Source organism: Vibrio bathopelagicus (assembly GCF_014879975.1).
Classification (GTDB): Bacteria; Pseudomonadota; Gammaproteobacteria; order Enterobacterales; family Vibrionaceae; genus Vibrio; species Vibrio bathopelagicus.
Genome location: NZ_CP062500.1, coordinates 886,905 through 911,734, shown reverse-complemented (window position 1 = coordinate 911,734; position 24,830 = coordinate 886,905). Strand labels below are relative to the sequence as shown.

General features: G+C 44.6%; 29 protein-coding genes. 14 read left to right on the top strand and 15 right to left on the bottom strand.

Translation table 11 applies throughout. The features are described from left to right. Position 1 precedes the first annotated feature (1 nt). From IHV80_RS04170 to IHV80_RS04125, 10 genes are all read right to left on the bottom strand, one after another. Positions 2 to 1,093: a flagellar basal body P-ring protein FlgI gene (locus IHV80_RS04170; RefSeq protein WP_017106350.1), complete on the bottom strand. Its 1,092-nt coding sequence runs from the start codon at positions 1,091 to 1,093 to the stop codon at positions 2 to 4. Positions 1,094 to 1,186: 93 nt separating this feature from the next. After that, on the bottom strand, positions 1,187 to 1,963 hold the full coding sequence (gene flgH, locus IHV80_RS04165) for a flagellar basal body L-ring protein FlgH (protein ID WP_192890151.1): 777 nt from the start codon (positions 1,961 to 1,963) through the stop codon (positions 1,187 to 1,189). Positions 1,964 to 2,072: 109 nt separating this feature from the next. Continuing rightward, positions 2,073 to 2,861 (bottom strand): flagellar basal-body rod protein FlgG, encoded by a 789-nt coding sequence (gene flgG, locus IHV80_RS04160; RefSeq protein WP_004736180.1) that lies wholly within the window; start codon positions 2,859 to 2,861, stop codon positions 2,073 to 2,075. Positions 2,862 to 2,882: 21 nt separating this feature from the next. Next, the gene (locus IHV80_RS04155) at positions 2,883 to 3,632 is read right to left on the bottom strand and encodes a flagellar basal body rod protein FlgF (RefSeq protein ID WP_004736179.1); all 750 of its coding nucleotides are present in this window, start codon (positions 3,630 to 3,632) and stop codon (positions 2,883 to 2,885) included. 269 nt (positions 3,633 to 3,901) lie between these two features. Continuing rightward, positions 3,902 to 5,206: a flagellar hook protein FlgE gene (flgE, locus tag IHV80_RS04150; RefSeq protein WP_017076830.1), complete on the bottom strand. Its 1,305-nt coding sequence runs from the start codon at positions 5,204 to 5,206 to the stop codon at positions 3,902 to 3,904. Between the two features lie 50 nt (positions 5,207 to 5,256). After that, the gene (gene flgD / locus IHV80_RS04145; RefSeq protein WP_004736177.1) at positions 5,257 to 5,970 is read right to left on the bottom strand and encodes a flagellar hook assembly protein FlgD; all 714 of its coding nucleotides are present in this window, start codon (positions 5,968 to 5,970) and stop codon (positions 5,257 to 5,259) included. A 17-nt stretch (positions 5,971 to 5,987) separates the two neighbouring features. Beyond that, positions 5,988 to 6,401 carry a flagellar basal body rod protein FlgC gene (flgC, locus tag IHV80_RS04140; RefSeq protein ID WP_004736176.1) on the bottom strand — a complete coding sequence of 138 codons (414 nt, stop codon included), beginning with the start codon at positions 6,399 to 6,401 and terminating at the stop codon, positions 5,988 to 5,990. A 4-nt stretch (positions 6,402 to 6,405) separates the two neighbouring features. Next, the gene (gene flgB / locus IHV80_RS04135; protein ID WP_004736175.1) at positions 6,406 to 6,801 is read right to left on the bottom strand and encodes a flagellar basal body rod protein FlgB; all 396 of its coding nucleotides are present in this window, start codon (positions 6,799 to 6,801) and stop codon (positions 6,406 to 6,408) included. Between the two features lie 254 nt (positions 6,802 to 7,055). Beyond that, positions 7,056 to 7,883 carry a protein-glutamate O-methyltransferase gene (locus tag IHV80_RS04130; RefSeq protein ID WP_102436439.1) on the bottom strand — a complete coding sequence of 276 codons (828 nt, stop codon included), beginning with the start codon at positions 7,881 to 7,883 and terminating at the stop codon, positions 7,056 to 7,058. 11 nt (positions 7,884 to 7,894) lie between these two features. Then, on the bottom strand, positions 7,895 to 8,821 hold the full coding sequence (locus IHV80_RS04125) for a chemotaxis protein CheV (protein ID WP_017106345.1): 927 nt from the start codon (positions 8,819 to 8,821) through the stop codon (positions 7,895 to 7,897). A gap of 77 nt (positions 8,822 to 8,898) precedes the next feature. On the opposite strand from IHV80_RS04125, the gene flgA reads away from it, so the two are divergent. From flgA to IHV80_RS04110, 3 genes are all read left to right on the top strand, one after another. Next, positions 8,899 to 9,645, top strand: coding sequence for a flagellar basal body P-ring formation chaperone FlgA (gene flgA / locus IHV80_RS04120; protein WP_192890150.1), 747 nt, complete (start codon positions 8,899 to 8,901; stop codon positions 9,643 to 9,645). Between the two features lie 179 nt (positions 9,646 to 9,824). Beyond that, positions 9,825 to 10,142 carry a flagellar biosynthesis anti-sigma factor FlgM gene (flgM, locus tag IHV80_RS04115; RefSeq protein ID WP_029223448.1) on the top strand — a complete coding sequence of 106 codons (318 nt, stop codon included), beginning with the start codon at positions 9,825 to 9,827 and terminating at the stop codon, positions 10,140 to 10,142. Between the two features lie 65 nt (positions 10,143 to 10,207). Further along, on the top strand, positions 10,208 to 10,633 hold the full coding sequence (locus tag IHV80_RS04110; protein WP_102436435.1) for a flagella synthesis protein FlgN: 426 nt from the start codon (positions 10,208 to 10,210) through the stop codon (positions 10,631 to 10,633). Positions 10,634 to 10,925: 292 nt separating this feature from the next. On the opposite strand, the gene flgP is transcribed toward IHV80_RS04110, so the two are convergent. Next, positions 10,926 to 11,357 carry a flagellar assembly lipoprotein FlgP gene (flgP, locus tag IHV80_RS04105; RefSeq protein WP_102436433.1) on the bottom strand — a complete coding sequence of 144 codons (432 nt, stop codon included), beginning with the start codon at positions 11,355 to 11,357 and terminating at the stop codon, positions 10,926 to 10,928. 9 nt (positions 11,358 to 11,366) lie between these two features. After that, on the bottom strand, positions 11,367 to 12,002 hold the full coding sequence (locus IHV80_RS04100) for a FlgO family outer membrane protein (RefSeq protein ID WP_017106341.1): 636 nt from the start codon (positions 12,000 to 12,002) through the stop codon (positions 11,367 to 11,369). 192 nt (positions 12,003 to 12,194) lie between these two features. Between IHV80_RS04100 and IHV80_RS04095 the strand changes: the two genes are divergently transcribed. Both IHV80_RS04095 and IHV80_RS04090 read left to right on the top strand, forming a co-directional pair. Beyond that, entirely contained in the window at positions 12,195 to 13,328 is a 1,134-nt protein-coding gene (locus IHV80_RS04095; RefSeq protein WP_192890149.1) for a flagellar assembly protein FlgT, read from the top strand. A 139-nt stretch (positions 13,329 to 13,467) separates the two neighbouring features. Next, on the top strand, positions 13,468 to 13,974 hold the full coding sequence (locus tag IHV80_RS04090) for a Fe3+-citrate ABC transporter substrate-binding protein (protein WP_192890148.1): 507 nt from the start codon (positions 13,468 to 13,470) through the stop codon (positions 13,972 to 13,974). Between the two features lie 141 nt (positions 13,975 to 14,115). On the opposite strand, the gene IHV80_RS04085 is transcribed toward IHV80_RS04090, so the two are convergent. From IHV80_RS04085 to IHV80_RS04075, 3 genes are read right to left on the bottom strand one after another with little or no spacing between them, the layout of a single operon-like run. Next, complete coding sequence (locus IHV80_RS04085; RefSeq protein ID WP_192890147.1) at positions 14,116 to 15,357, bottom strand: NAD(P)/FAD-dependent oxidoreductase; 1,242 nt, start codon at positions 15,355 to 15,357, stop codon at positions 14,116 to 14,118. A gap of 24 nt (positions 15,358 to 15,381) precedes the next feature. Next, the gene (locus IHV80_RS04080; RefSeq protein ID WP_192890146.1) at positions 15,382 to 16,455 is read right to left on the bottom strand and encodes a methyltransferase; all 1,074 of its coding nucleotides are present in this window, start codon (positions 16,453 to 16,455) and stop codon (positions 15,382 to 15,384) included. A gap of 28 nt (positions 16,456 to 16,483) precedes the next feature. Beyond that, entirely contained in the window at positions 16,484 to 16,873 is a 390-nt protein-coding gene (locus tag IHV80_RS04075; RefSeq protein WP_192890145.1) for a hypothetical protein, read from the bottom strand. Positions 16,874 to 16,945: 72 nt separating this feature from the next. On the opposite strand from IHV80_RS04075, the gene IHV80_RS04070 reads away from it, so the two are divergent. From IHV80_RS04070 to IHV80_RS04030, 9 genes are all read left to right on the top strand, one after another. Continuing rightward, positions 16,946 to 17,698: a beta-ketoacyl synthase chain length factor gene (locus tag IHV80_RS04070; protein WP_192890144.1), complete on the top strand. Its 753-nt coding sequence runs from the start codon at positions 16,946 to 16,948 to the stop codon at positions 17,696 to 17,698. Then, on the top strand, positions 17,698 to 18,468 hold the full coding sequence (locus tag IHV80_RS04065) for a lysophospholipid acyltransferase family protein (RefSeq protein ID WP_192890143.1): 771 nt from the start codon (positions 17,698 to 17,700) through the stop codon (positions 18,466 to 18,468). The genes IHV80_RS04070 and IHV80_RS04065 overlap by 1 nt, the downstream gene beginning before the upstream one ends. A 104-nt stretch (positions 18,469 to 18,572) precedes the next feature. Continuing rightward, entirely contained in the window at positions 18,573 to 18,833 is a 261-nt protein-coding gene (locus IHV80_RS04060) for a phosphopantetheine-binding protein (protein WP_192890142.1), read from the top strand. A 10-nt stretch (positions 18,834 to 18,843) separates the two neighbouring features. Beyond that, positions 18,844 to 19,101 carry an acyl carrier protein gene (locus IHV80_RS04055; RefSeq protein WP_004739745.1) on the top strand — a complete coding sequence of 86 codons (258 nt, stop codon included), beginning with the start codon at positions 18,844 to 18,846 and terminating at the stop codon, positions 19,099 to 19,101. Beyond that, on the top strand, positions 19,101 to 19,658 hold the full coding sequence (locus IHV80_RS04050) for a COG4648 family protein (RefSeq protein ID WP_192890141.1): 558 nt from the start codon (positions 19,101 to 19,103) through the stop codon (positions 19,656 to 19,658). Before IHV80_RS04055 ends, IHV80_RS04050 begins: the two co-directional genes overlap by 1 nt. A 6-nt stretch (positions 19,659 to 19,664) precedes the next feature. Then, positions 19,665 to 21,053, top strand: coding sequence for an AMP-binding protein (locus IHV80_RS04045; RefSeq protein WP_192890140.1), 1,389 nt, complete (start codon positions 19,665 to 19,667; stop codon positions 21,051 to 21,053). 89 nt (positions 21,054 to 21,142) lie between these two features. Next, on the top strand, positions 21,143 to 21,505 hold the full coding sequence (locus IHV80_RS04040; protein ID WP_192890139.1) for an ApeI family dehydratase: 363 nt from the start codon (positions 21,143 to 21,145) through the stop codon (positions 21,503 to 21,505). Then, a complete protein-coding gene (locus IHV80_RS04035) occupies positions 21,498 to 23,303 on the top strand; it encodes a glycosyltransferase family 2 protein (protein ID WP_192890138.1) in 1,806 nt (601 codons plus the stop codon). The genes IHV80_RS04040 and IHV80_RS04035 overlap by 8 nt, the downstream gene beginning before the upstream one ends. Then, a complete protein-coding gene (locus IHV80_RS04030; RefSeq protein WP_192890137.1) occupies positions 23,281 to 24,828 on the top strand; it encodes an HAL/PAL/TAL family ammonia-lyase in 1,548 nt (515 codons plus the stop codon). The genes IHV80_RS04035 and IHV80_RS04030 overlap by 23 nt, the downstream gene beginning before the upstream one ends. Positions 24,829 to 24,830 lie beyond the last annotated feature (2 nt).

Genomic DNA, 24,830 nt, shown 5'->3' with positions numbered 1-24,830 from the left:
CTTAGATAATGATCAATTGGCCTTCAATTGCACCCGCTTGTTTCAGTGCTTGAAGGATTGCCATTAAATCAGAAGGCGCTGCACCTACTTCGTTGACCGCACGAACTAAATCATCCAGCGTTAAGCCTGGTTCAAACTTGAACATCTTGCCATCGGCTTCGGTTACTTCGATATCTGAATCAGGAACCACCACCGTTTGACCACCAGAGAATGCATTCGGTTGGCTCACGTTGAGGTTTTCTTTGATTGCTACCGTCATACCACCGTGTGTTACCGCAGCAGCTTTTAAGCGAACATGCTTACCAACTACAATCGTACCAGTACGTGAGTTAACGATGATTTTTGCAGAGCCCTCTGCAGGGTCAAATTCGATGTTTTCGATGGCAGAAAGGAAAGCCACTCGTTGGCTGATTTCACGTGGTGCACGAACTTTTACAGAAGTCGCGTCTACCGCGGAGGCCATTTGTGGACCGAGGAAGTTGTTAACCGCATCAGCCAAACGCTGAGCCGTTGTGAAATCTGATTGGATGAGGTTGAAAGTGATGTAATCGCCACGACCGAATGGGGTTGGGATCTCTTGTTCAACCGTCGCACCGCTAGAGATGATACCGACGTTAGGGTTGTTACCGACAATCTTAGAACCGTCGTTACCTTGTGCACTAAAGCCACTTACCACTAAGTTACCCTGCGCTACCGCATACACTTGACCGTCCAGACCTTTTAGGAAAGTTTGTAGCAAGGTACCACCGCGTAGACTTTTTGCAGAACCAATAGAAGAAACGGTGACGTCAACTTCCTGACCTTGCTTAGAGAAGGCCGGCAGTTCAGCAGTAACAATAACGGCCGCTACGTTTTTGGTTTTTGGCTTGGTGCCAGGCGGCAATTGAATGCCAAAGTTTTGCAGCATTGCGTTAAATGTTTGATCGGTAAAGGGAGTTGTCTCACCAGTACCCGGCAAACCTGTGACCAAGCCATAGCCGACAAGTTGGTTACTACGAACACCCGCCACTTTTGCCACGTCTTTAATACGCGCAGCATGGGCACTGGTGGCAAGAAATAGCATGCCGAATAGTACGAGTGTCAGTTTTTTCATTGAGTAACCTGTCTGTATTGCTTTAATTTATAATGAGTTAGCTTGAAATCAGATAACTCTGGGAGTGTCAGTATGTCGACACTGTCTCAAGCTCTACAAAGATACATTAAAGAATCGTGCCAAGAATCCAGGCTCTTGCATATCTTTCTGAACGCCAGTACCTGAGTACTGAATTCGCGCATTAGAAACTCGGTTCGAAGCAATGGTGTTCTCGAAATCAATATCGTCAGGGCGGATGGTGCCACTTAGGCGGATATACTCGTCGCCCGTATTCAATGTCATCCACTTTTCACCACGAACCACTAAGTTGCCATTGGCTAACACTTCGATCACTTCTACGGTGATGTAGCCGCTGATGCTGTTACTTTGGTTGGCTGAGGTATCACCAGCAAAAGTGTTGGTGTTACTCAAATCGTAAGAGAAGTTGTACTTGTCTATGGTTAGCTCTTGCCCACCAACGGCCAATGGCTCCATTGATGCGTCGTTCGACTTAGACATGTCTGCGTTAGCTTTTTTGGTCGCTCGTGTATTCTCATCAAGTGCAACAGTAATGATGTCACCGATACCGCGAGGTTTTGAATCGTCATACATGCTGCCAATATGGCTCACATTGAACAGCGAACCCGTCGCTGCGGCATAGTGTTCAGGTTTCTTCTTTGGGTTGATTGGCGCCCATGCAGGATCGCCCGCGATTGGATCGGTTCTGCCGCGAAGGGGGTCAATAATGCCAGAGCTCTCTTCAGCCGACTTATCGCCTTCCACTGCATCAACTACTGTGGTCGCGTTTTCTTGTGCTGGAGTTTCAATAGGATCCAAGACAGCACAGCCAGTCATAGATGTTAACAGGGCTAAACAGAAAATACGTTTCATAGCGATATACTCTCAGCAGGCAATGGTAAATGGATCAATGAGTAGAAACTCGTCTATTCATTAGAAACAGGTCTATTAATTGTAAATAAGTAAACGGCAAATAAACCAATTACAGCTGTTGGTTAACAAAGCTCATCATCTTGTCTACTGACGAGATAACTTTCGAGTTCATTTCGTAAACACGTTGAGCCTCAATCATATTCACCAGCTCTTCGGTTACGTTTACGTTCGATGTTTCTAGCATCGATTGACGGATGTTACCCAAGCCATCAAAGCCCGGAACGCCCTCTTGCGGATCGCCACTTGCGCCCGTTGGTAAGTAAAGGTTTTGACCGACTGGCTCTAAACCACCTGGGTTTACGAAGTCAGTAATGGTGATTTGACCCACCACGACGTTATTTTGCTCACCACGTAGACGAACCGAGACTTCACCATCGTTACCAACCGTCACCGAAATTGCATCTTCAGGAATAACGATTTCTGGTTGCAGAGCATAACCTTGACCCGACGTTACGATTGCGCCATCACCGTTCAGTGTGAACTGACCATTTCGGCTGTAGCCTGTTTCGCCGTCTGGCATTTCAACTTGGAAGAAGCCATCACCTTCGATCATCATATCTAGGCTGTTCGATGTCGTTTGTGCGTTACCGTGAGTGTGAACTTTTTGAGTCGCCACGACTTTAGAACCAGCACCCAACATCAAGCCACTTGGCAGCTCAGTGTTCTGAGACGATTGGCCACCCGGCTGATTGATGTTCTGATAGAACAGATCTTCAAATACCGCACGACTCTTTTTAAAGCCAATGGTTGAGGCGTTGGCAAGGTTGTTTGAAATTGTTGAGATATTGGTTTGTTGGGCGTCTAAACCTGTTTTACTTACCCATAATGCTGGATGCATAGCAAATTCCTTTAAATTCTATTAGCTCATACGAAGCAGTGAATCAGACGACTTGTCCATTTCCTCTGCTGTGCTCATCATCTTGACCTGCATTTCGAATTGACGTTGTAAGTCAATTAGGCTGGTCATTTCACCGACAGCATTTACGTTACTGCCTTCGATGGCACCTTTTAGCAACGTTACCGCTGCATCTGCTTCGTATGCCTGATCTGGGTTTTTCGAACGGAATAGACCATTCGTGTCTTTAAATAAACTTTGATTATCTGGACGCACAAGTTTGATACGATCGACAATCGCTAATTCTTCAGCTGGAGCGCCTTGAGGAATCACCGAAATTGTACCGTCAGTGCCGATTTCTACTTTACTAATAGGAATAGGTAGCGTGATGGGAGCGTCGTTCTCGCCTAACACCAAATGACCGCTTGCGTTCGTTAGCAAACCGTTTTGGTCAACCTTTAGGTTACCGTTACGTGTTAAACCTTCACGGCCAGTATTGTCCATTACCGAAATCCAGCCATCACCTTGTATCGTGACATCGAGATCGCGGCCAGTGGTGACCACACTACCTTGTGCGAAATTATGACCTGGGCGTTCTGTCATGCTGAAAACACGAGTAGGCATGCCTTCACCGTACGCTTGCATTGAACGTGCTTGCGCTAAATCAGCACGAAAACCCGTTGTACTTACGTTGGCAAGGTTGTTAGCACGTAGCTGCAAAGCTTGCATATTTTGCTTAGCGCCACTCATGGCAAGAAACAGTGCGCGATCCATAATTTTGCTCCAAAAATCATCTTCTGGGGCTAATAAAGCAAACACTGTGCCAATATTTTTAACTGTTATTTATCAATACGTTAAATAGAAAACAACTAAGAAGAGGGATCACAAAAGGATCATTGAAGAAGAATTGTTGCCAGTGGCATTACCGTGCGGCAATAGGGGCGGCAAATAGAAAAGCAAACAGCCATATCAAATTCACCAACAATACCCAATTCAATAACATTGAATTGGGTATTCGCAGATGATTCAAACGCTCGAAACGATTAACGAATCTGAAGAATATTCTGTTGCAGTTGGTTGTGTACTTCTAGAGAACGCGAGTTCGCTTGGAAGTTACGTTGAGCAGAAATCAAATCAACCAGTTCTTGAGTCATATCGATGTTCGACTGCTCTAACGAGCCGTTGTTGATACTACCAAATGAACCTTTGTTCGATTCACCCCAGATCTTAGAACCTGAGTCATTAGTAGAATCCCACTGAGTGCCGCCTTTCTTATCTAGGCCTTGCTCATTTGGTACACGAACCAAGCCTACACGGCCAAGCATCACGTTTTCACCATTTGAGTAAGTACCTAAAACACTGCCGTACTCATCGAAATCGATTTTGGTTAAGAAACCTGTTGTCGCGCCATCTTCATCGAACTTAGTCAGTTCAAATGGAGCGGCAAACTGAGTTGATGAATCTAGACCAAACTTAAGTACTTGCGTTGGATCAGCACCGTTCAAATCAATTGGGTTAGCTCCGGCACCTAGTGCTTCAGAGTTAATTGGTTGGCCATTGTTAAGGCTAGCCAACGTACCGTCATTGTTGAACTTCATTGTGTGACCAACATGACCTTGTGCATTTGTCGCGTCACCGCCAGTGATGTTGACCGGCTTTTCACCGTTCTCATCTGACATGGTGTAGTACGTCTGCCAAGTGTTTGGTTGAGTCTGATCTTTGAGGTAGTAAGTCGTTAACTTGTAAGACTGACCCATAGAATCGTATACCGTCGAAGACGTTGCACGGTTATAGGTATCAGCATCTTTGAAGTTAAATGCAGCCGGGTCTTTAAGATCACCGTTTGCAGGAAGGTTAACCCCTACTTCAATATTTTCTGTCTGTTTTGGCTTACCAAACTCAGCAGGAATGTCGAGTGGCTTTGGCGCGTAAGAAAGAACTTCACCCGAGTTTGGATCAACATCGTAACCTAAAAGAAACTCATCGTTAGCAGTAACCATGTAGTTGTCTTTGTTTAGGTGAAATGCACCATTACGCGTTAGTTCATTGATCTCCGGTACCATTCGGTCTTTCGATACTGCAAAGAAACCTGTACCACTTACACGTAAGTCCATTGGGTTGTTGGTATAAATACTTGAACCCTCATGGAACTGTTGCGCCACTTGGCTAGCTTGCGCACCGCCACCTGCCGTCGTTTTTGCGTTAGTGAATAACGAACTTGAGTAAACATCGCCAAACTCCGCACGCGACTCTTTAAAGCCGAATGTGTTTGCGTTCGCAATGTTGTTACTGGTTGTATTCAGGTCTAGTTGTGCAGCGGATAGACCGCTTAAAGCTACATATGACATTCCAATATTCTCCTAATCTCTCTAGCTAGCATAATCACTCTTTTAAAGAGTTACGCTTTACCAACTTCTAGTACTTCAGCAAGTCGTACTGGCGATGTGAAACCAGCCAGATTGAGTAGTACGTTGCCATCACCCTTACCAAGAAGCACACTGTTCACGTTCGCATAACTCGACACTTGGAACTCTGTGTTCTCGCCATCCAGTAAACCCGACGCTTTCACGTTGTATTTACCAGCCGGCAATGGGTTACCGTCTTCGTCTTTTCCGTCCCATTCAACACGTGTGTCGCCTGATGGTTTAGAGCCGATATCAAAAGTGCGAACCAATTGGCCAACTTCGTTCTCAACACGGACGATTACATTGTCCATTGCCTGAGGAAGCTTAACCATGGACGCCATACCGCCATCACCGGGTTTCACACCTGCCGCACCAGGAACCAATACATCGCGGCCAACCAAAGAGGAAGCCTGTAATGCTTGGTTAGAGGTCATTGATGAATTCAAGCTTTCAAACTGTGTATTCATTTTGCCAATGCCATCTACGGTCGCAAATGAAGCCATTTGCGCAATCATCTGGTCATTGCTAACCGGCTTAAAAGGGTCTTGTTGTGCTAATTGCTTAGTTAACAAAGATAAGAAGTCTTCTTGTTTAAGATCCTGCTTACCTGTTGTTTCGTCGGGCTTTTTAGCGCCATCTTGAAGACTCTTTAGCTGGTCAACATAGGACAAGCCGCTTTGACCAACATTGTTGTTGATTCCAGCCATGTGCTACCTCCTTATCCTTATTGACCCATCTGCAGCGTACGCAGCAGCATTTGTTTACTCGAGTCAGCAACCTGTACGTTTGTTTGGTACGCACGTGATGCCGAAATCATGTTTGCCATTTCTTCCATAACGTTCACGTTAGGCTTGTAGATATAGCCTTCGTTGTTCGCTAATGGGTGATCCGGGTTGTACTCCGCGCTCAGCGGCTTATCGCTTTCGACAATACCTAATACTTTCACAGGCACAGTGTGACCACTGTTGCGTGCTTTATTTAACTCAGCGCCGAACACTGCGTGGCGAGCCTTGTAAGTTTCTTCAGCAGAGCTACTTACACTGTCCGCATTCGCAAGGTTGCTCGAGGTCGTATTTAGACGAACAGATTCAGCACTCATCGCAGAACCAGTCACATTGAATACATTGAATAAACTCATCTAATTATTCCCCTTTAATCGCTTTAGTTAAATTCTTGAACTTACTTCCTAAGAAGTCGAGAGAGGCTTGATGCCTAATTTGGTTTTGCATGAAAAGGTTTCTTTCCAAATCCAAATCAACCGTGTTGCCATCTCCTGTATCAGGTTGGGTAGGAATTCGATACTTCGTTTCCCCGTTCACCGTTGTTGAGGCAGAAATGTGCCGACCATCTGTACGACTAAGACCAATGCTTGCCCCAGAACTTGCCGCTTGCAGTGATTTCTTAAAGTCTAATCCTTTTGCTTTATACCCAGGCGTGTTGGCTTGCGCGATATTGGTGGAAAGCACCTCAGCGTTACGCTCACGTACACCAACCGTGTGTTGGTGAATGCCCAAAGCATTGTCAAAAGAAATAGCCATGTAAACCTCAACTCAAGAACTGACTGTTATGAGATAACCAAAGCAATATATATACCAACTTTTAAAACAAAGCGGGCTATCAATACTTTTACAGGTTACTCGTGGGTAAACTTGCAATATACAAGCCAAAAAATAGAGTACATTGGAATGTCACTCTGACTTAAAGATATAGCTTTAGCGGATAAAAGAAAACCCAGCACTAGGCTGGGTTTTGAAATTAGACAGTAACGTTACACCTTATGCGGTGTCAGTAATTACTTTAATTTATAAATAATGCCAGGGTTACAACGAACCATTTCAAAACGGTCAGTTAAACCTGTTAACGATTCTGAAGCACCCAATAATAGATAACCACCAGGGTTTAGGCTGTTTGCCATTTGGTTCAGTACCTTCGCCTTCATGTCAGGCGAGAAGTAAATCAATACGTTACGACAAAAAATGATGTCGAACTTACCGAGTAAGGCATAGCTGTCCATCAAGTTCTGCGGACGGAAATTGACCATACGCTTCACATTATCTTTAACTTTCATACGGCCATCACCCGCATCTTCAAAGAAGGTACGGCGACGTTCAGGAGAAAGGCCTCGACCCAGCGCTAGATTGTCATAAGCGCCTTTACGACACATATCCAACATACTCGCTGAGATATCCGTTCCCGTGATCGACACGCTTGGCAACATACCCGGCTTACGAGCTTGAGTCTCAAGAATCGTCATTGCCATTGAGTATGCTTCTTGGCCTGAAGAGCTTGCCGCAGACCAAATCTTAATAGGACGTTTATTTGCCGCTATTTCCGGTAGAAGCTTATCCGCAAGCACAGCAAACGGGTAAGTATCTCGGAACCAAAGTGTCTCGTTCGTCGTCATAGCATCCACTGCTGCCACTCTCAACTCACGGTTTCGACCTGTTACTACATCTCTCAACAAATCAGATAACGACGCTAAATTAAACTTCGTTACTAATGGGCTTAGGCGGCTTCGCACCAAGTACTGCTTACTATCACCTAATACAATGCCACATTGAGATTCTAAGAAACGGCTGAAATCGCGATACTCTTGATCACTTATTGTTATAGCAGTCATTAATGTCTCTTTTAGTTAGTTAACGCAGCTTTAACCGCTGCACCAAGCTCATCAGGGTTGAATTTCGCGATGAAGGAGTTAGCTCCTACACGCTCAACCATGGCTTGGTTAAATACACCACTCAATGATGAGTGTAAAATTACGTATAAATCTTTTAGCTCTGCATGACGGCGAATCTCAGCAGTCAGCGTATAACCGTCCATTTCAGGCATTTCGATATCTGAGATCACCAATGAAATTTGATCGTAAATACTGCCTTCTGATGACATCTGCACCAGCTTCTCGTAGGCTTCTTTACCATCTTTCACCGAGATCACTTCAAAACCGATCGACTCAATCGCACGCTGAACCTGCTTACGAGCAACTGTAGAGTCATCAGCAATCAAGATACGGCGAACTAATGGTTTCTCTTGTTCAACTTTCGCAATGTCTTCAGCAATCTTGCTGTCCATTGTTTCATCAACAGGCGAAATTTCTGCAAGAATCTTTTCAACATCAAGAATCTCTACCAATTCATTATCAATGTTGGTTACCGCTGTCAGGTAGTTAGCTCTACCTGCGCCATCTGGCGGCGGAAGAATCGATTCCCAGTGCATGTTAATAATGCGCTCAACTGAACTGACCAAGAAACCTTGAATCGTTCGGTTAAACTCAGAGATAACCACAAAACACTTTTCAACATCCGTTGTAGGACGGCCACCAATCGCTAAGCTCAAATCGATCACAGAGATCGTTTGGCCACGAATGTGTGCTACACCTTTAACTAGTGGGTTCAAGTTTGGCATCTTTGTCAGCTTAGGGCATTGAAGCACTTCTTTTACTTTAAAGACATTTATGCCGTAACGCTGACGCCCCATTAGGCGAAAGGTTAGTAATTCTAATCGGTTTTGACCGACGAGTTGCGTACGCTGATTCACCGAATCAAGAATACCCGTCATGAGCTCATCTCCATATCAAACTTTTTTGGATAAAAAGTGTTAGTCTACTGCAGGCTACGAACTACCAGAGAAACAGAATGACGTATTATAAAACAAATCTGCCTCCTTTTTCTATAGCAATGTGTAGAGCTACTTTTAAAACTGTCGCTAAGTTTATCGGCATTTTGTCAATATTGTTTAGTTTTTTTGTACAAGCTGCGACTCCAGAACAAATTGAAATGATTCAATCTGCGGCGGAACAACACATCCTTGAGACCATTGACCAGCCTCGAGGTGGTGAACTCTTTGTTAATGCAGCAAATATTGACTCAAGAGTAAAAGCAACAGATTGCCCAGTCCCTCTTGAAACCAGCGCTTCAACCACGACAAATACCCGCAGTAGCATTACGGTTTTAGTGCAGTGTATACCGGATGAGTGGCGGATTTACGTGCCTGTTCGGCTTTCAATGTCGGTACCGCTCGTTACCACCACTCGTTCTTTAGCAAGAGGCGAGATCGTTGGTCAATACGATGTCACCACAGCCATGATTTCGCTTAACAAGTTTCGCCGTCAAGGGTTTACTCTTCCCAAGCAAGTCATCGGCGCTAAGGTAAAAAAGAACCTAAGACCAGGTGATGTTGTCGAAAGAGGCGATATCTGTGTCGTGTGTCGAAACGAGAAGGTTATCATACAAGCAGTAAAAGGTGGCATGACCATTACCACCAAAGGTACTGCGCTAACCGACGGCTCGATGGGCGATCAAGTAAGAGTGAAAAATGACAAATCTCAGCGTATAATCGAAGGTATTGTTACCAACATGTCTGAAGTCACGGTTTACTTTTAACGCTTTACTTCTAAATGGGTGGTAATCGTTAGCGATTTTACTCTCAATTCTAACGCTGAATATTACGGCTGCTGTGTTTTACCCCTTTTCGACTATTGGGCTAAAAATTGCTAAAGTAATCGAACCCTTGGTCGATATTGACTGTACAGGTTCCCATTTTTGAAGAAAAAGGCTTAACTATGGCAGGCATTGATAATATTCGTTCAGGGCAAACCCTAACGACCACAAACCGATCAGCAGCGCGCTCTGACTCTAGCTCTCAGGCATCACGTTCTGATGTTGCAGCTAAATCACCGACAAGCAAAGACGCGGTTTCACTGAGTCAACAAAGCAAAGCAATTGGCCAGCTCCAACAAGATATGGCAGCACAACCAAGCTTTGACACAGTAAAAGTTGCAGCGATCAAAGAAGCGATTGCGAACGGTTCATACACTGTCGACCCAGAAAAACTGGCTGACAACATGATCAAGTTCGAGAATGAATTAAAAGGCCTTTAAGCGATAGATTCCTAATGTAAGCTATCTCCACTTAAAGAACACCAAGGTTTTAGTAGGATAAAGTTATGGCGGCACTAGCAGATTTAGTTAATTTCCAACTTCAAAATGCCAAAGCCCTATCTGATCTATTAGATTCAGAGAAAACCGCTATTACTAGCCGAAAATCGACCGACATTGAACGCATCGCTAAAGAGAAAGTTGTCCTAGTTGAACAATTAAGAACAACCGATCAACGAATCGAAGCGCATAGCAATATCTCCGAACTGACCGAGAACCCTGATCTAGCCCAGTTAGTTAAAACCATCAAATCTATTGTGTACGATTGCCATCAAGCGAACCTTGTTAATGGTGAAGCCTTGAATCGAGCACACCTCAGCTTTAAAAAACTCAGCAATATGATGCAGCAAAGCCACGGAAAAATCGGCATGACCTACAATGCCGGTGGTCAAACGCATACGATTTCTACGCTTGGCACCAACGTTAAAGCCTAATCAAGCCACCAGCCTTCTCTATTCTCTATTCTCTATTCTCTATTCTCTATTCTCTAGCCAGTACTGTAATTCACCCCGTACCTTTCGCAACACCAATCCCTAATTCGCTACTTCACTTATATTTCGTACAGACCTAGATTCCACACCCAACCTGTAAATACAAAAAAGCGGCAAGTATTTTCATACTTGCCGCTTTTTCATTCACTGTCGTTATTTATTGCCGCCCTGCCATCTGGAAAGCGAGGGCAACTTATACAATTCGTCGATCATATAACTTAAATGGTCATAAAGACTAGAACAGCGTTTGTTGTCTCTTCTCTGGCACAGCTTGAACTTCGCCGTAATCACGCAACTGTTCCATCTTACGAATATCGAGCTGAAGTTCGGTCACGTAACTATCGCCAACAGGGTAACTGCGCACCACTTCTGCACCACGAATAACGCCGTCGACAGCGCCTGTCGTTCGTTCGGTACCCAAGCGCTGATCTGATAATTCAGCTCGGCCACTCACTCGCATCCCATACACTTGCTCAGCAAGTTCACGGTAAGCATCAATTTTAGATGCTCGCATAGCACGGATGCGTTTCTCTTCGTCGTTACGACCTGATTGCTCACTGATACTTGCGTAACCAACAGCAACTAAAAAGTCGTCTGGTCGCATACTTTGCAATGGCTGGCAGCCAACAAGCAGTAAGGCAGCAACAACAAATATTAACTTCTTCATCACGAACTCCTAAGGGCGAAGAATAACAGTGTATGGCTGAGTCATCGTTGGATCAGAACGAATGATAACGCCATCTTGAGTTCGAATACTGTTCAGAGTATCTAGGTCGCGACCGATACGGTCTGCCGGCAAGAAGCCTTGCGCAGAAGCAACAACAATGCGGGTTTGCATGCCCACCACGCGAGCATTAACAAGCACACCACCCTCTTGGCGTAACATCGTACCTGTTAGTACGTATTGCACGTCTTGTTCCTGTGCGAGGTCTTTCCAATCACGGCTTAACGCAAAGTCACCTTGGTGAGTCACTTGAATCGAGCCCGTTGTTTTGAAATCAACGACCTTGAAGCCACGACGTTGAAACTGGTGAATGAAGCCTTCTGAAACTGAATTACCTAGCCAGTTTGTTGTGTCCATATGTTGAAGGTCCACAAACGAAGTAATCGCAATTGGAGTTCTCGCTGAAATACTCGTATTCGAAATGATCAGATCTTCAGTCATACTTTCTACGAAAAAGTCCATGGTATGACGAGGGCTGTCCATCAACATAAACTGACTGCCTGAATACTCAGACTTGCCGTTATAGATGGGCGAATAAGCACATGATGTCATCAACATGACACTCATTACTACGAGCCAATTTTTCATTCTCTTATCTCCAGATATATTTAGTGCCACCAGTTCCAATATGTTCTCACCATTATTCTTTTCAATGGATTACAATGTTGGAACAGTCTTTGCTTTTCATTAATGGTTCAGATTAAGAAAAACGCACTTAAGTCAGCTTCAAGCTTATAGTTATTTGTTAAGCAATATTTATACCCAACTGGTAACGAATAGATGAAAAAAATAATATCTTACTTATTTTCAATAAGTTCACTGATAACCATAAGCTTCAGTGCTCATGCCTCTTGGTATGAAGTTACCGGTACAGCAGCCATCGTATCGTCGGAAGAAACCGCACGCATCCACGCACTGGAAGACGCTGTGTATAAAGCAGTGCAGTTCTCAGGTGCTGATATTGGTAGTATCTCCAACCTCACGCCCTACCTAGATTCGAGTAAAAAAGAATTCCAGTTTACCAACCATGAAGTACGCTACATCTTGGTTCAGAAAGAGAAAACTCGTGGTGGCAATTTAATGATCACCGCAAGGATCGATATCTACCCTTCGGCAAATGCTTGCCATGAGAGCCAATACAAAAAGACATTTCTCGTCGGCAATATTGATGTGACTTCCCCGCAGCAAGCCGTTATGGGCAGAATCTATAACATTGGTGATGACTTCAGCCATGTCGTAGACCGACAATTGGCGCAAGAGTCGCGCAGTTTCGTTTCAGTGGGCACAACCGACTTTGATATTGATAAACGCCAACCAGAAGTGATCAAAATGATTGCTCAAGATACGGGTGCGCAATACATCATTGGTGGCGACATTACCGACTTAACCGCGACGATTGAATCTAAGTTGCTTAAGGACGATGTTATCAACCGACAATTTGCGTTAGAGATGCAAGTCTTTGACGGTAAGACAGGTCATCAAGTTTACAACCGTAGCTATCGTGAAGTGGCTAAGTGGCCATTTGCTAAGACCAGTGAAGTTGATACCCGTAGTGCTCGCTTCTGGGCATCGACCTACGGCAGTATGATGTTGCGCGTCAGTCGTAACATCATGTTGGATTTAGAGTCAGAGGTATCTTGTAAGATCACCCTTCCAGAGGTTGCCGCTGTATTTGGCAATACGGTGACCATTGACTTAGGGCGAATGCATGGCGTGCAGAAAGGTGACAAACTGCAACTGTGGCATACAGGTTCGTTTATCGACCAACGAGGTTTACCGCGTAACAAGGTATCTCAAAGTGATATCACGCTGACGGTTTCTCGTGTTTATGAAAATGAAGCCGAGCTCACGATTGATCAACCTAGCCTAGCGGGAAGCATTCAAATTGGTGATGTGATGCAGAAAATCATGTAGTTGACGACATTCCCCACACGCAGTTTCTAATAAAGCCTTAGCAAAAATGCTAAGGCTTTATTTTTTTCATGATGATTAGTTTCGGTTTTAACGTATTTGTCGTAACCTTATTAATAACATAATCATCATTTAGCAAACTATGAGCCAGAATAATCTAATTGGTGCGACCGGTTATCGATTTATATCGAAAGGCCAAACCGCTTTTAAAATCCATATCCATACTCCTGACGATACGGTGTTACATCGTTCTGTCGGTTTTGTTCGTATGGGTGAAGACAAAGCACTAAAGAAAACCATCAAATTGAGAGATGAGCTTGGCAGAAAGCTCTGGGGAAAGTTTTGGCCAAAAGTCCTTAGAGAGCCCTACCTGATGACACGTTTACCGCACAGTTTAGAACCTAAAATAGTCTTCAAACCAAACCCTACTCAGACAGATCCTGAACATCGAGATGAATGCTACATCGCTAAGTGGCGCGTATTTTCTGAAAGTGGTGAATACAAATACAGAACCAAAGTATGTTCTATTAGGAAGCACGGGAGACTCGCGGCTTACAGCCAAACCAAACGAGCGCTGCTTGAGGCTCACAAAGATGTGATTGAGCTGCTTATCTTTATGGGACGACTGAACAGCATCGACCTGAAGTAGTATCAACCTCAGTAAGGCGAGTTAGCTGAGAATCAGCTGCCCATATTTAGCGGATACAAAAACAGCCGCATTGCGGCTGTTTTTATTTGCAGGCAAATCACTATGGTGCTTTAGCATGTTGCTACATCCTAAATCGACCACCTAGCTTCGGCATATCTCTGCCAGTGTCGTCAATCGACGCTTTGACTCTTTCACATAAGGATTAGTCTGATCCCATGCGTAGCCAGCCAAAATTGAGCACACCATCTGCTTAATCTTTGGGTTGGGATCTTGATAAAAAATCACATCCTGCAAAGTACCTGAGTACCAACCTTCAACATAAGTTCTAAACGTGTTTACGCCAACCATCAATGGATCGGCATAATCACGCTCCCAATCAACCTTCTCACCATTGAGCTGCTTTTCCACGCACTCAACCGCAAACTGAGCCGACTTCATCGCAATTGTCACACCTGATGAAAACACAGGATCAAGGAACTCACCGGCATTGCCCAACAGCGCATACTTGTCTGTTGCAAGGTGTTTTACGTTGGCAGAATAGCCTCCGATTTCGCCCGCAGGGTTAGGGTACTCTGCATTAGCCAGAACCTCAGCTAAACCCGGCTCTTCCATTGCCAATTGCTTAATGGCAGTAATCTTGTCTTGTGGGTAAGATTCAAAGAACTTCGGCTCCCCTACCACACCAAATGAAGACACACCGTTACTAAACGGGATCAACCAATACCAAACATCGGGATTAGTTGGGTGAACAGAAATCAGAATTTTATTGCGGTCATATTCAAGGTCAGTCTCCGTTGCTGAAATATGATCGTTAATGTGCGTGAAAATAGCTTTACGTGGAGGAAGCGATGATGGCTCTTCCAAATCAAGCATTTTAGGTAGCACTCGGCCAAAGCCGCTGCCATCCAAAACATATTGAGCTTCTAGCTGATAACATTCTCCATCAAGCACTTGTACGTCTAAAATAGTACTGTCTTCGGTGAAGTTAATGCCCATCAACTCATGTTGATAATCAATAGCAACACCCTGCGCCTCGGCAGTGTCAGCTAATACCTTATCAAAGGCGCCTCGTTGAACCTGAAATGTGGTCCCCGCCCCTGAAGAGAACTTATCTTCAAAATTAAACGCCGTATAAACACCACTTTTACGAAAAGCCGCACCATCTTTGAATTGAAAGTTAGCGTTAGCCACCGCCTCGCTCATTCCCGCCTGTTCGATCACTTCCATACAAGCCGGCAATAGGCTTTCACCAATTGAAAAGCGAGGGAAGAGGCTCTTTTCAATCACTCGAACATCGATGCCTTTTTGGTGCAATAAAGACGCAGCAATAGACCCTGACGGCCCAGCTCCGATGATCACCACTTGAGTTGACAGTTTTTTCATTCATTTAAGCCATATTTGTTATTTTTATTGCATACCAGCTTTCAATTCAAGAAGCGTATGACCAAGACCGATATCGTCGGTACGGGTCACCACTTCAAAGCCAGCTTCTTCAACAATTTCCAAGAAATCTTCACTGCGGTAAAAGCGGCTGTTGCCGTTGGCTAAGCAAGTGAAGTAAAGAGAAGTCGCGTTTAAGCTATAAGAAGCCGCATCGTATTTCTGTGCATCCCAAAACAGTTCAAGGATATAGACCGTCGCCTCTTCTGACATATGAGAGCGAACACGCTTTAATATGCTCAGAATCTCCATTGGCGAGAAGCAATCAAGGAATTGGCTCATCCACCACACATCCGCGCCCGTCGGTAACGCTTGTTGTTTGTCGAGCATGTTGGCTGGGAATGGCGTCACTCGGTTTTGATGACCATGCTTTGCCGCGTTTGCCATTGCCATTTCTAGTTGCTGTGGCAAGTCGACAATCGTTATCTCTACATCTGAGTCGTGGTTACAGCACTGCATTGCCCATTTACCCGTGTTACCACCGATATCCACCAGTGATTTAGGGTTCTTGCTGAAAACTTTTTCAAGCAACACGGGGAACGAGCGATCCGAATAGAAATGATCAAACTTGAACCAGCTCTCTTTCGCTTTTTCCGGCAATTGAGACAAACCTTGATAAATGGTTTCCCAATCACCTAATTCTTTTAGTCCTGCCGGAGTACCCTCTTCAATGGCCTCCGTCAAATGCATCATCGCGGCGTAGCAAACATCGGCGGTAAAATCCATATTTGCATTGGTCATGCCATCGTGCAAAAGGTAAAAACCGAGGTTAGCCATTTTATAGTTAGGTTTGTCCCAAGTAACAATATGAGCACTTAACGCCATATCGAGCAGAACTTTCACGCCATACTCGGATACACCGGTTAATTCAGAAATAGTCTCTGCTGGTAAGCCATCATTATTCGCGCTATCTAAGGCTTTTAAAATACCTAAATCACGAAGTGTACGAGCAGTGTGAAAAACAATAGGAGCGAAAGACAATTTTTGCGCTTCTGTTTTTGCTTGTAATGCATTGAATGGATCTAATTTATATTCCGACACAAAAAACCTAACTTTAAATAATAGAGGATTACTCAGCTGCCATTTGCGCAAGCTTACGTTTAATATCAACGTTTAAGTTATTCACCCAACGGTTGTAATTACGGTGTATTTCACCATCGTTGTACTTCAAATTCTCAGACTCAACGTAAAGAATAGAGTAAAACTTGTCGTTATAAGGAATTTCAACGACGGCATGGTGTGAACGAACATACAGTTCAGCACGAATCAAGCCCGGTTTAATTTCAGAAACCAACCAGCCTCGGTTTTCAGCAGATTCATAAATAGCTGATTTCACCTGTTTACTTTGAAGATTCAGTGCAACTGGAGTATCCTCAACATTCATTACAGGCTGGACACGTCCACACCCTGCAAGAACGAATATAAATAACATTGAAACGGCTATTTTTAGTAATTTCATTTAAATTCCTTATCTGTGTTTGTTTATAAACACGCATAGTATTTAGTTAGACCCAAAGCAAATCAATACTCTATGTCAAATCAATCCCAATTAATGTCGTTTAATATTGAGAAATGGTCGGCAAATTCGGCCGGTCTCAGTTCCGATGCCGAATGGCAAACATGGAGTGCTAATTTAGATTGGCCACAAGGCGGCTCAACTGAATTTAAAGCCATCCCTCCTATGATGCGCCGCAGAATGAGCTTACAAAGTAAGTTGGCCGTTCAAACGGCATCAACTCTATTAAAAGACACCCAGATTGATTATCTGGTTTTTGCCAGTCGACATGGTGAGCTACACCGAACCGCCACATTGATTCAATCAATACTAGAAGGTGATGACGCCTCGCCAATGGCATTCTCGCAGTCGGTACACAATACCGCAGCAGGCCTAACAACCATTGCCGCAAAAGCTCCCATTCCCCTTACCTCGATCGCTGCTGGGCAAGATACTTTCCATAATGCCCTGATTGAAGCTTACCTTTATCTTCACCAGTACCCGTCACACCGTGTATTAGTCATCGACTTCGACCAACCTTTACCTGAGCTCTACCAAGAATACGAAACGCAGCACTATGCCGATTACGCGTTAGGCCTCGTATTGACTTCAGGTAACGACTATTCGATTTCAAGGAAGGTAGAGAATGAGACGGACAACACGCATAGCGACTTACCACAAGGCCTTCAAACGCTGCAGAATATCCTTCTAGAACAACAGAGTTGGACTATTTCAGGCAAACATCAGGCTTGGTCTTGGGTTAGAACAAACAACGAAGGATCTGCATAGTGAGCAAAGCCGACCAATACTGGAGAGTCTTCGCTACCGGACTGTGTTTTACGATCTTTGGCTTAGGCGGGTTGGTTTTGAGCTTTTTGGTCTTACCATCGATAGCACTCACAACCTCGAACACCATTCGAAGAGAACTCAAGGCGCAACAACTGATTCAGTTCTCATTCAATATATTCGGCCAAATCATGAAGTTCACGGGCGCAATCGATTACAGGATTGATGGCGCTGAGCTACTGCGCGAAGATCGTAACTGCATTATCGTAGCCAATCACCCGAGTTTGATAGACTATGTACTCATCGCCTCTCAACTTCCCCAGTGTGATTGCCTCGTTAAAGCGGCTATATGGGAAAACCCTTTTATGAAGAGAATTGTCAAAGCCGCGGGATACATCCCTAATCAAGCACCTGACGATCTTTTAGAGCGTTGTGAAGAGCGTTTTTCACGTGGCAATGTACTGTTAGTTTTTCCAGAAGGTACTCGCACAACACCGGGAATTGAACCATCCTTACAACGTGGTGCGGCGCAAATTGCCACTCGAACACAAACCGATTTACGTGTAATTCATATTACAGTTTCTCCGACATTCTTAACGAAAGAGAAAAAATGGTATCAAGTTCCTGCTACGAAACCCTTTTTTCATATCGCGGTGAAAGGTAAAATAGAAGTTACACCATTTATTGAGAATTCGAATAACTTAACTTCGGCAGCAAGGCGCCTTAATCATCATCTTGCACAAACTATTTTCCCTTCCGAAGAAAATATTTAGCTCATCAATAAACAACTGGCGATATCAGCATTTCGAAAATACCTCGTATAATGTAGAATCGCCCCCTTAAAGCAGCATTTAGATAAAGCATTAAGTAGGCCAAAGTGGAAACATTACACAACGAACTGAAACAACTGATCATCGACGCATTAAACCTTGAAGACATGACCATTGATGAAATTGAAACTGAAGCTCCACTATTCGGCGATGGACTTGGACTAGACTCTATCGATGCCCTTGAACTTGGCCTTGCTATCAAGAAAAAGTACAACATTGTTATCGATGCCGACGATTCAAACACTCGCCAGCATTTTGCATCGGTTGAAAACCTAGCGAATTACATCTCATCTCAAACGAACAACTAGACAGATCTTTATGACACAAGCTAACCAACAAGAAGTATACAACCAGGTTAAAGATGCGCTTATTGAGCTGTTCGAGCTTGATGCTGAAGATATCACTCCTGAAGCCCACCTTTATCTAGATCTAGACCTCGACAGCATTGATGCGGTTGATTTGGTCGTTCACCTACAGAACGTAACAGGTAAGAAGATCAAACCTGAAGAGTTCAAAGCAGTACGCACCGTTAATGACGTTGTAGAGTCTGTGGTTGAACTATTGAAGGACGCATAATGCGTCCTCTGCTGACTTTGTTGTCGGCAATCATACTTTTCACTTATCCAATAGCGGTTTACTTTGGGCTTAACAAGTTTGGCCTACAAACTGTTGGTATCGCCTTAGCCGCTATCTTTGCTGTCCGCATTTTTACCGGCGGTCAGGCTAAAATCAAAGAGCTAAAGCACTTAGCTTGGATCAGTGGAAGTGCCGGGATTGTTCTACTGGCATTAGGGTTAGCCTTTAAGCAACATGGCTGGTTAACCTATTATCCCGTTATCGTTAACGTTTGTATGTTGGCAGTGTTCGCTTCAAGCCTATGGCAACCGCAAACGATTATCGAGCGGCTTGCTCGACTCCAAGAGCCTGAACTTCCGCAAAGCGGCATTGATTACACTCGAAAAGTCACTAAAGTCTGGTGTTTGTTCTTTGTTATCAATGGCTCTATTGCTCTTTACACCTGCTTCCAACCTCTTGAAATATGGACCCTATACAATGGCTTACTCAGCTATTTATTCGCAGGGTTACTCTTTGCAGGAGAGTGGATAGTAAGACAGCGCATTCGTCAGAGTTAAATTGTTATGACACAAACCGTATCTTGCATCTCGTTGTCTGAGCTTCTCAGCCAAAAAAGAGCCCCTGAATCGATTGTCTGCTTTGACGACAATAACGAGATTACGTGGCAAACATTTAACGACGACTTATCTCAACTCGTGAACCTTTTAGCTTCATCTCATTTTCAACGAGTCGCGATTTGCACCCAAGACAGCTACCTATTTTCGGTGGCCTTTTTGGCATGTGCTGCAGCCAACAAACACATTATCTTACCGGGCAATTACCAGCCCTGTGCGCTTGCCGAGTTAAGTGAACATTTTGATTGCCTGTTGGTTGATGACTCGATTGGCATGGTTGAGGTAAATGACGCTCGCAATATACAAACCTTATTGGACTCAAACACCGAGGCACAGCAACCTCTAACCAATAATCTTCCAGCCATTGATTTAGCAGCCATCCAATTGACCCTGTTTACTTCAGGTTCAAGCGGCACACCCAAGGCAATCAATAAAACATTAGAACACCTAGATATTGAGACGGCTCAGTTAAATAGAAACTGGGGCGAGTTACTCAGAGGAAACCGAATCCAGAGCACGGTTTCGCATCAACATATCTATGGTTTATTATTCAGAATCTTATGGCCGCTTTGTTCAGGTATTCCATTTGCTCGAAGCAACCTTGAGTACCCTGAACAAATTCTGTCTCATGCCAATAAAAACTGCGTGTTGATCAGTAGCCCAGCGCTGCTCAAACGGTTAAAGCACGAGACAAAATCCGTACAGCTTGCTGGTGTGTTCTCTTCTGGCGGCCCACTACCTACCGAGTCGGCTCATCAGTCACGAGATCTACTGGGACATTTACCTATCGAGGTATTTGGCAGCACAGAGACCGGCGGTATCGCCTTTCGCCAACAAGAAAACGCTCAAACACCTTGGCAGCTTTTTGACTGTATTGAAGCTAGTCTCAACAGTGAGAATTGCATTAAGTTATTGTCGCCGTATATCGATAAAAACAACTGGTATCAAACCGCCGATGAGTGCGAAATGGTCTCGGATAATCAATTCATATTGAAGGGCCGAACTGATCGCGTGATCAAGATTGAAGAAAAACGAGTATCACTGGTTGAAGTAGAAAAGCGACTAGAGCAACTGCCTTGGATCAGTGAATGCGTGGTGATTCCATTTGAAGAACCTGAGCGCTTAATCTTAGCGTCGGTTTTGGTACTATCAGATGAAGGCCAAGCCACTCTTGCGGCCACGAGTAAAGGGAAATTCTGGTTGATGCTACGCTCAGAACTCAGAAAGTGGTTAGAGCCGATCGCTATCCCAAGAAAGTATCGTATTGTTGATGAGATTCCCCTCAACAGCCAAGGTAAGCGATTGACCTCTCACATAGAGCAGCTCGTAAAATCATAGAAATCACTTATCGTGTTTTACACTGAGTTTATCTTTTTATATTTTTGTCAGAACACTCATTTTCAGCCCAAGGATTCTAAGCACACGCTATGGATAAGAGAAAGCCAAACGTTATTGCTGTTGACACTACAGAGAAAGAATCGATTCTGACCCTCCATGTTACTGGAGACATCACCGATTTTAAGGGGCACTTCAAGAGCTTCCCTATTCTTCCAGGTGTTACACAGATTGATTGGGCACTTCACTACGCAGCCCAAGAGCTGAATGTCCCTGGTTACTTTAAAGGCATGGAAGTCATCAAGTTCCAAGAGCCTATCCTGCCAGACTCTACCATTCAGCTATCACTCAAATGGGATGCTGACAAAGGCAAGCTGAGCTTTAGTTACACCTCAAACAGCGGCGAACAGACTCACTCTTCAGGCAAAATGAAGCTGGGAGAAAAAAGTGAATAGCGCTTCCATCGAGGCTGTTTCTCAACAAACGCTAAAAGAAAGCAGCTACAAAGCTTGCTTCCTTATCCCGTGCTTTAACCACGGCGCAACCATGCCCGCAGTAGTCTCATCACTCCTTGAATTCGAACTTCCGATTATTATTGTTGATGATGGCAGTGAACTCACGACTAAACAGTTTCTGACTCCACTCTCCGATAGCCCAAGCGTAACCTTGGTGACACTTGAACAAAACCAAGGCAAAGGCGGCGCAGTAAAGGCTGGGATTAAGCGAGCGCAAGATCTCGGCTTTAGTCATGCCATTCAGATTGATGCTGATGGACAACATGACCTAGACGCCCTACCCGCATTAATCCAAGCTTCGCAAGACAAACCACAGCACTTGATATCAGGTCAGCCTATCTATGACGAGAGTGTGCCCAAAGCAAGACTCTATGGGCGCTACGCGACACACATTTGGGTGTGGATAGAAACACTATCTCTATCGATTAAAGACAGCATGTGTGGCTTTAGAGCCTACCCAATAAACCAAACTCAAGCGGTGTTGAATAAGTATGATGTTGGTTCGAGAATGGACTTCGATATCGAGATTCTGGTTCGCCTGTATTGGGAAGGTTGCGACATCGACTTCGTTGAAACTCAGGTTATCTATCCTGAAAATGGCATCTCTCATTTCGATGCATTGTGGGATAACGTCAAAATCAGTTGGATGCATACGCGATTGTTCTTCGGCATGCTTCCAAGAGCACCGAAACTGATCGCCCGTCATTTTAAGCCGACGTCTGTAAGTAACTTAACGTCTGAACACCAACAGCCCCAAAACACATCTAAATACACTGAACAGCCACACTGGTCACGGACTCAAGAACGCGGCACAGTACTTGGCATCAAGCTTTTATTGGCCATTTATACTCTGCTGGGTCGTGGCGTATTTAACCTAATTTTACGTGGTGTGATGCGTTACTACCACCTAACGGGTAAGCGAGCTCGAACCGCATCTGAGCAATACCTATTCCAGCTAAAAGCATACGCTGAGCAACAGAATATTGAGTTACCAGCCGAGTTAACCAGTTATAAGCATCTACTTTCGTTTGGTCACACAATGCTAGACAAATTAGCCGCATGGAAAGGCGATTTTTCGGTAGATAACCTGACCATTCATGGCCACGAGCAATTCGAGAGCATGGTAGAAAATAAGCAAGGTATACTGATTCTTGGTTCTCACCTTGGCAATATCGAACTATGCCGTGCTTTGGGCCGTAGACACTCACACATCAAAATCAATGCACTGGTCTTCACGGAACATGCAGAACGCTTTAATTCGGTAATGAAAGCCGTCAATCCACAGTCTGATTTAAACCTGATTCAAGTGACTTCTATGGGGCCAGATACCGCTATCTTGTTGCAGCAGAAGTTGGAGCAAGGCGAGTGGATTGTGATTGTTGGTGATAGAACTTCCACCAGCAAAGAGAGCCGTTCAGTATGGGCAGAGTTCTTGGGGAAGGAAGCGCCCTTCCCTCAAGGGCCATTTATGTTAGCCTCTGTTCTCAAAGCCCCAGTCTTTTTATTATTTGGGCTACGTGATGACTCACAAGCTAAGCCGCATTTTAATGTCTATTTCGAGCATTTTAGCGACGAAATCGAGCTACCAAGAAAGACACGCGAACAATCTTTACAGCAAGTCGTGCAAAAATATGCGAACCGACTTCAGCATTACACACTGAAAGCACCGCTTCAGTGGTACAACTTTTTTAATTTTTGGACATTGAGCAAGCACCATGACGAAAAAGAATCCAAATAGCATCACCTTTGGTGCCGAACGCCTCACGATTGAGGATGTTGTCGCTATCTCACAAGGCGCAAAAGCCTCGATGAACTCTAGTAACCAGTTCACATCAAAAATCGACCGTGGTGTCGCTTTTTTAGAACGCCTATTGAAAGAAGAAGGTGTGATCTATGGTGTGACAACGGGCTACGGTGACTCATGTACCGTTGCAATTCCGCCGAACCTAGTTGACGAACTACCGCTGCATTTAACACGTTTTCACGGCTGTGGTTTAGGCGAAATACTGTCTCACGAACAATCTCGTGCAGTATTAGCAACGCGCCTGTGTTCTTTATCACAAGGTGTCTCTGGTGTGACTCATGATTTGCTCAACCAGATCGTCACTCTGATTAACCAAGACATCTCACCGCGTATTCCTCAAGAAGGATCGGTTGGTGCCAGTGGCGATTTAACGCCGCTGTCTTATCTGGCGGCCACACTCATTGGTGAGCGCGATGTTATCTACAAAGGCGAAGTTCGCCCGACTAGTGACGTCTACAAAGAGCTAGAAATTAGCCCTATAAAGCTTAAGCCCAAAGAAGGCTTAGCATTGATGAATGGCACGTCTGTGATGACAGCGCTGGCTTGTATTGCCTACAAACGTGCGGAATACCTAGCTCAGCTGTCGACTAAGATCACCGCAATGGTGTCTGTCGGTATGCAAGGTAATGACTTCCACTTCGATGAAGCGCTGTTTGCAGTTAAACCTCATCCGGGTCAGCAACAAGTTGCGGCATGGCTGCGTGATGATCTGCAAGCAGATCGCCCACCACGTAACAGTGATCGCCTACAAGATCGTTACTCGCTGCGCTGTGCTCCGCATGTTATCGGTGTCGTTCAAGACTCTCTACCTTGGCTTCGCCAGATGATCGAGAACGAGCTAAACAGCGCCAACGACAACCCTATTATCGATGGCGACAATGAGCGCGTATTGCACGGTGGACACTTCTACGGTGGTCATATCGCAATGGCAATGGATACCCTAAAAACAGCGGTAGCCAACCTTGCAGACCTACTTGATCGCCAAATGGCTCAGCTAATGGACTACAAGTTCAATAATGGTCTGCCATTTAACCTAACAGGCGCAGAAGGCGAACGTAAACCAATCAACCACGGCTTCAAAGCGGTACAGATCGGTGTATCAGCTTGGACAGCAGAGGCATTGAAACACACCATGCCAGCAAGCGTGTTCTCTCGTTCAACTGAGTGCCACAACCAAGACAAAGTCAGCATGGGTACCATTGCGGCTCGTGATTGTCTACGTGTTCTAGAACTCACTGAACAAGTTGCGGCGGCATCACTTCTAGCGGGTACACAAGCGCTTGAACTTCGTAAACGCCACAATGAGCTTGATGAGCACCACATGAGTGAAAATCTGAAGCACATTCGCGATGAAGTCCTGAAAGAGTTTGAATTTATTGTCGAGGATCGCCCGCTTGAAGGCGATCTACGCCACTTTATTTCTCGTATTCAAAGTCAGCATTGGTCACTTTACTCATAGAA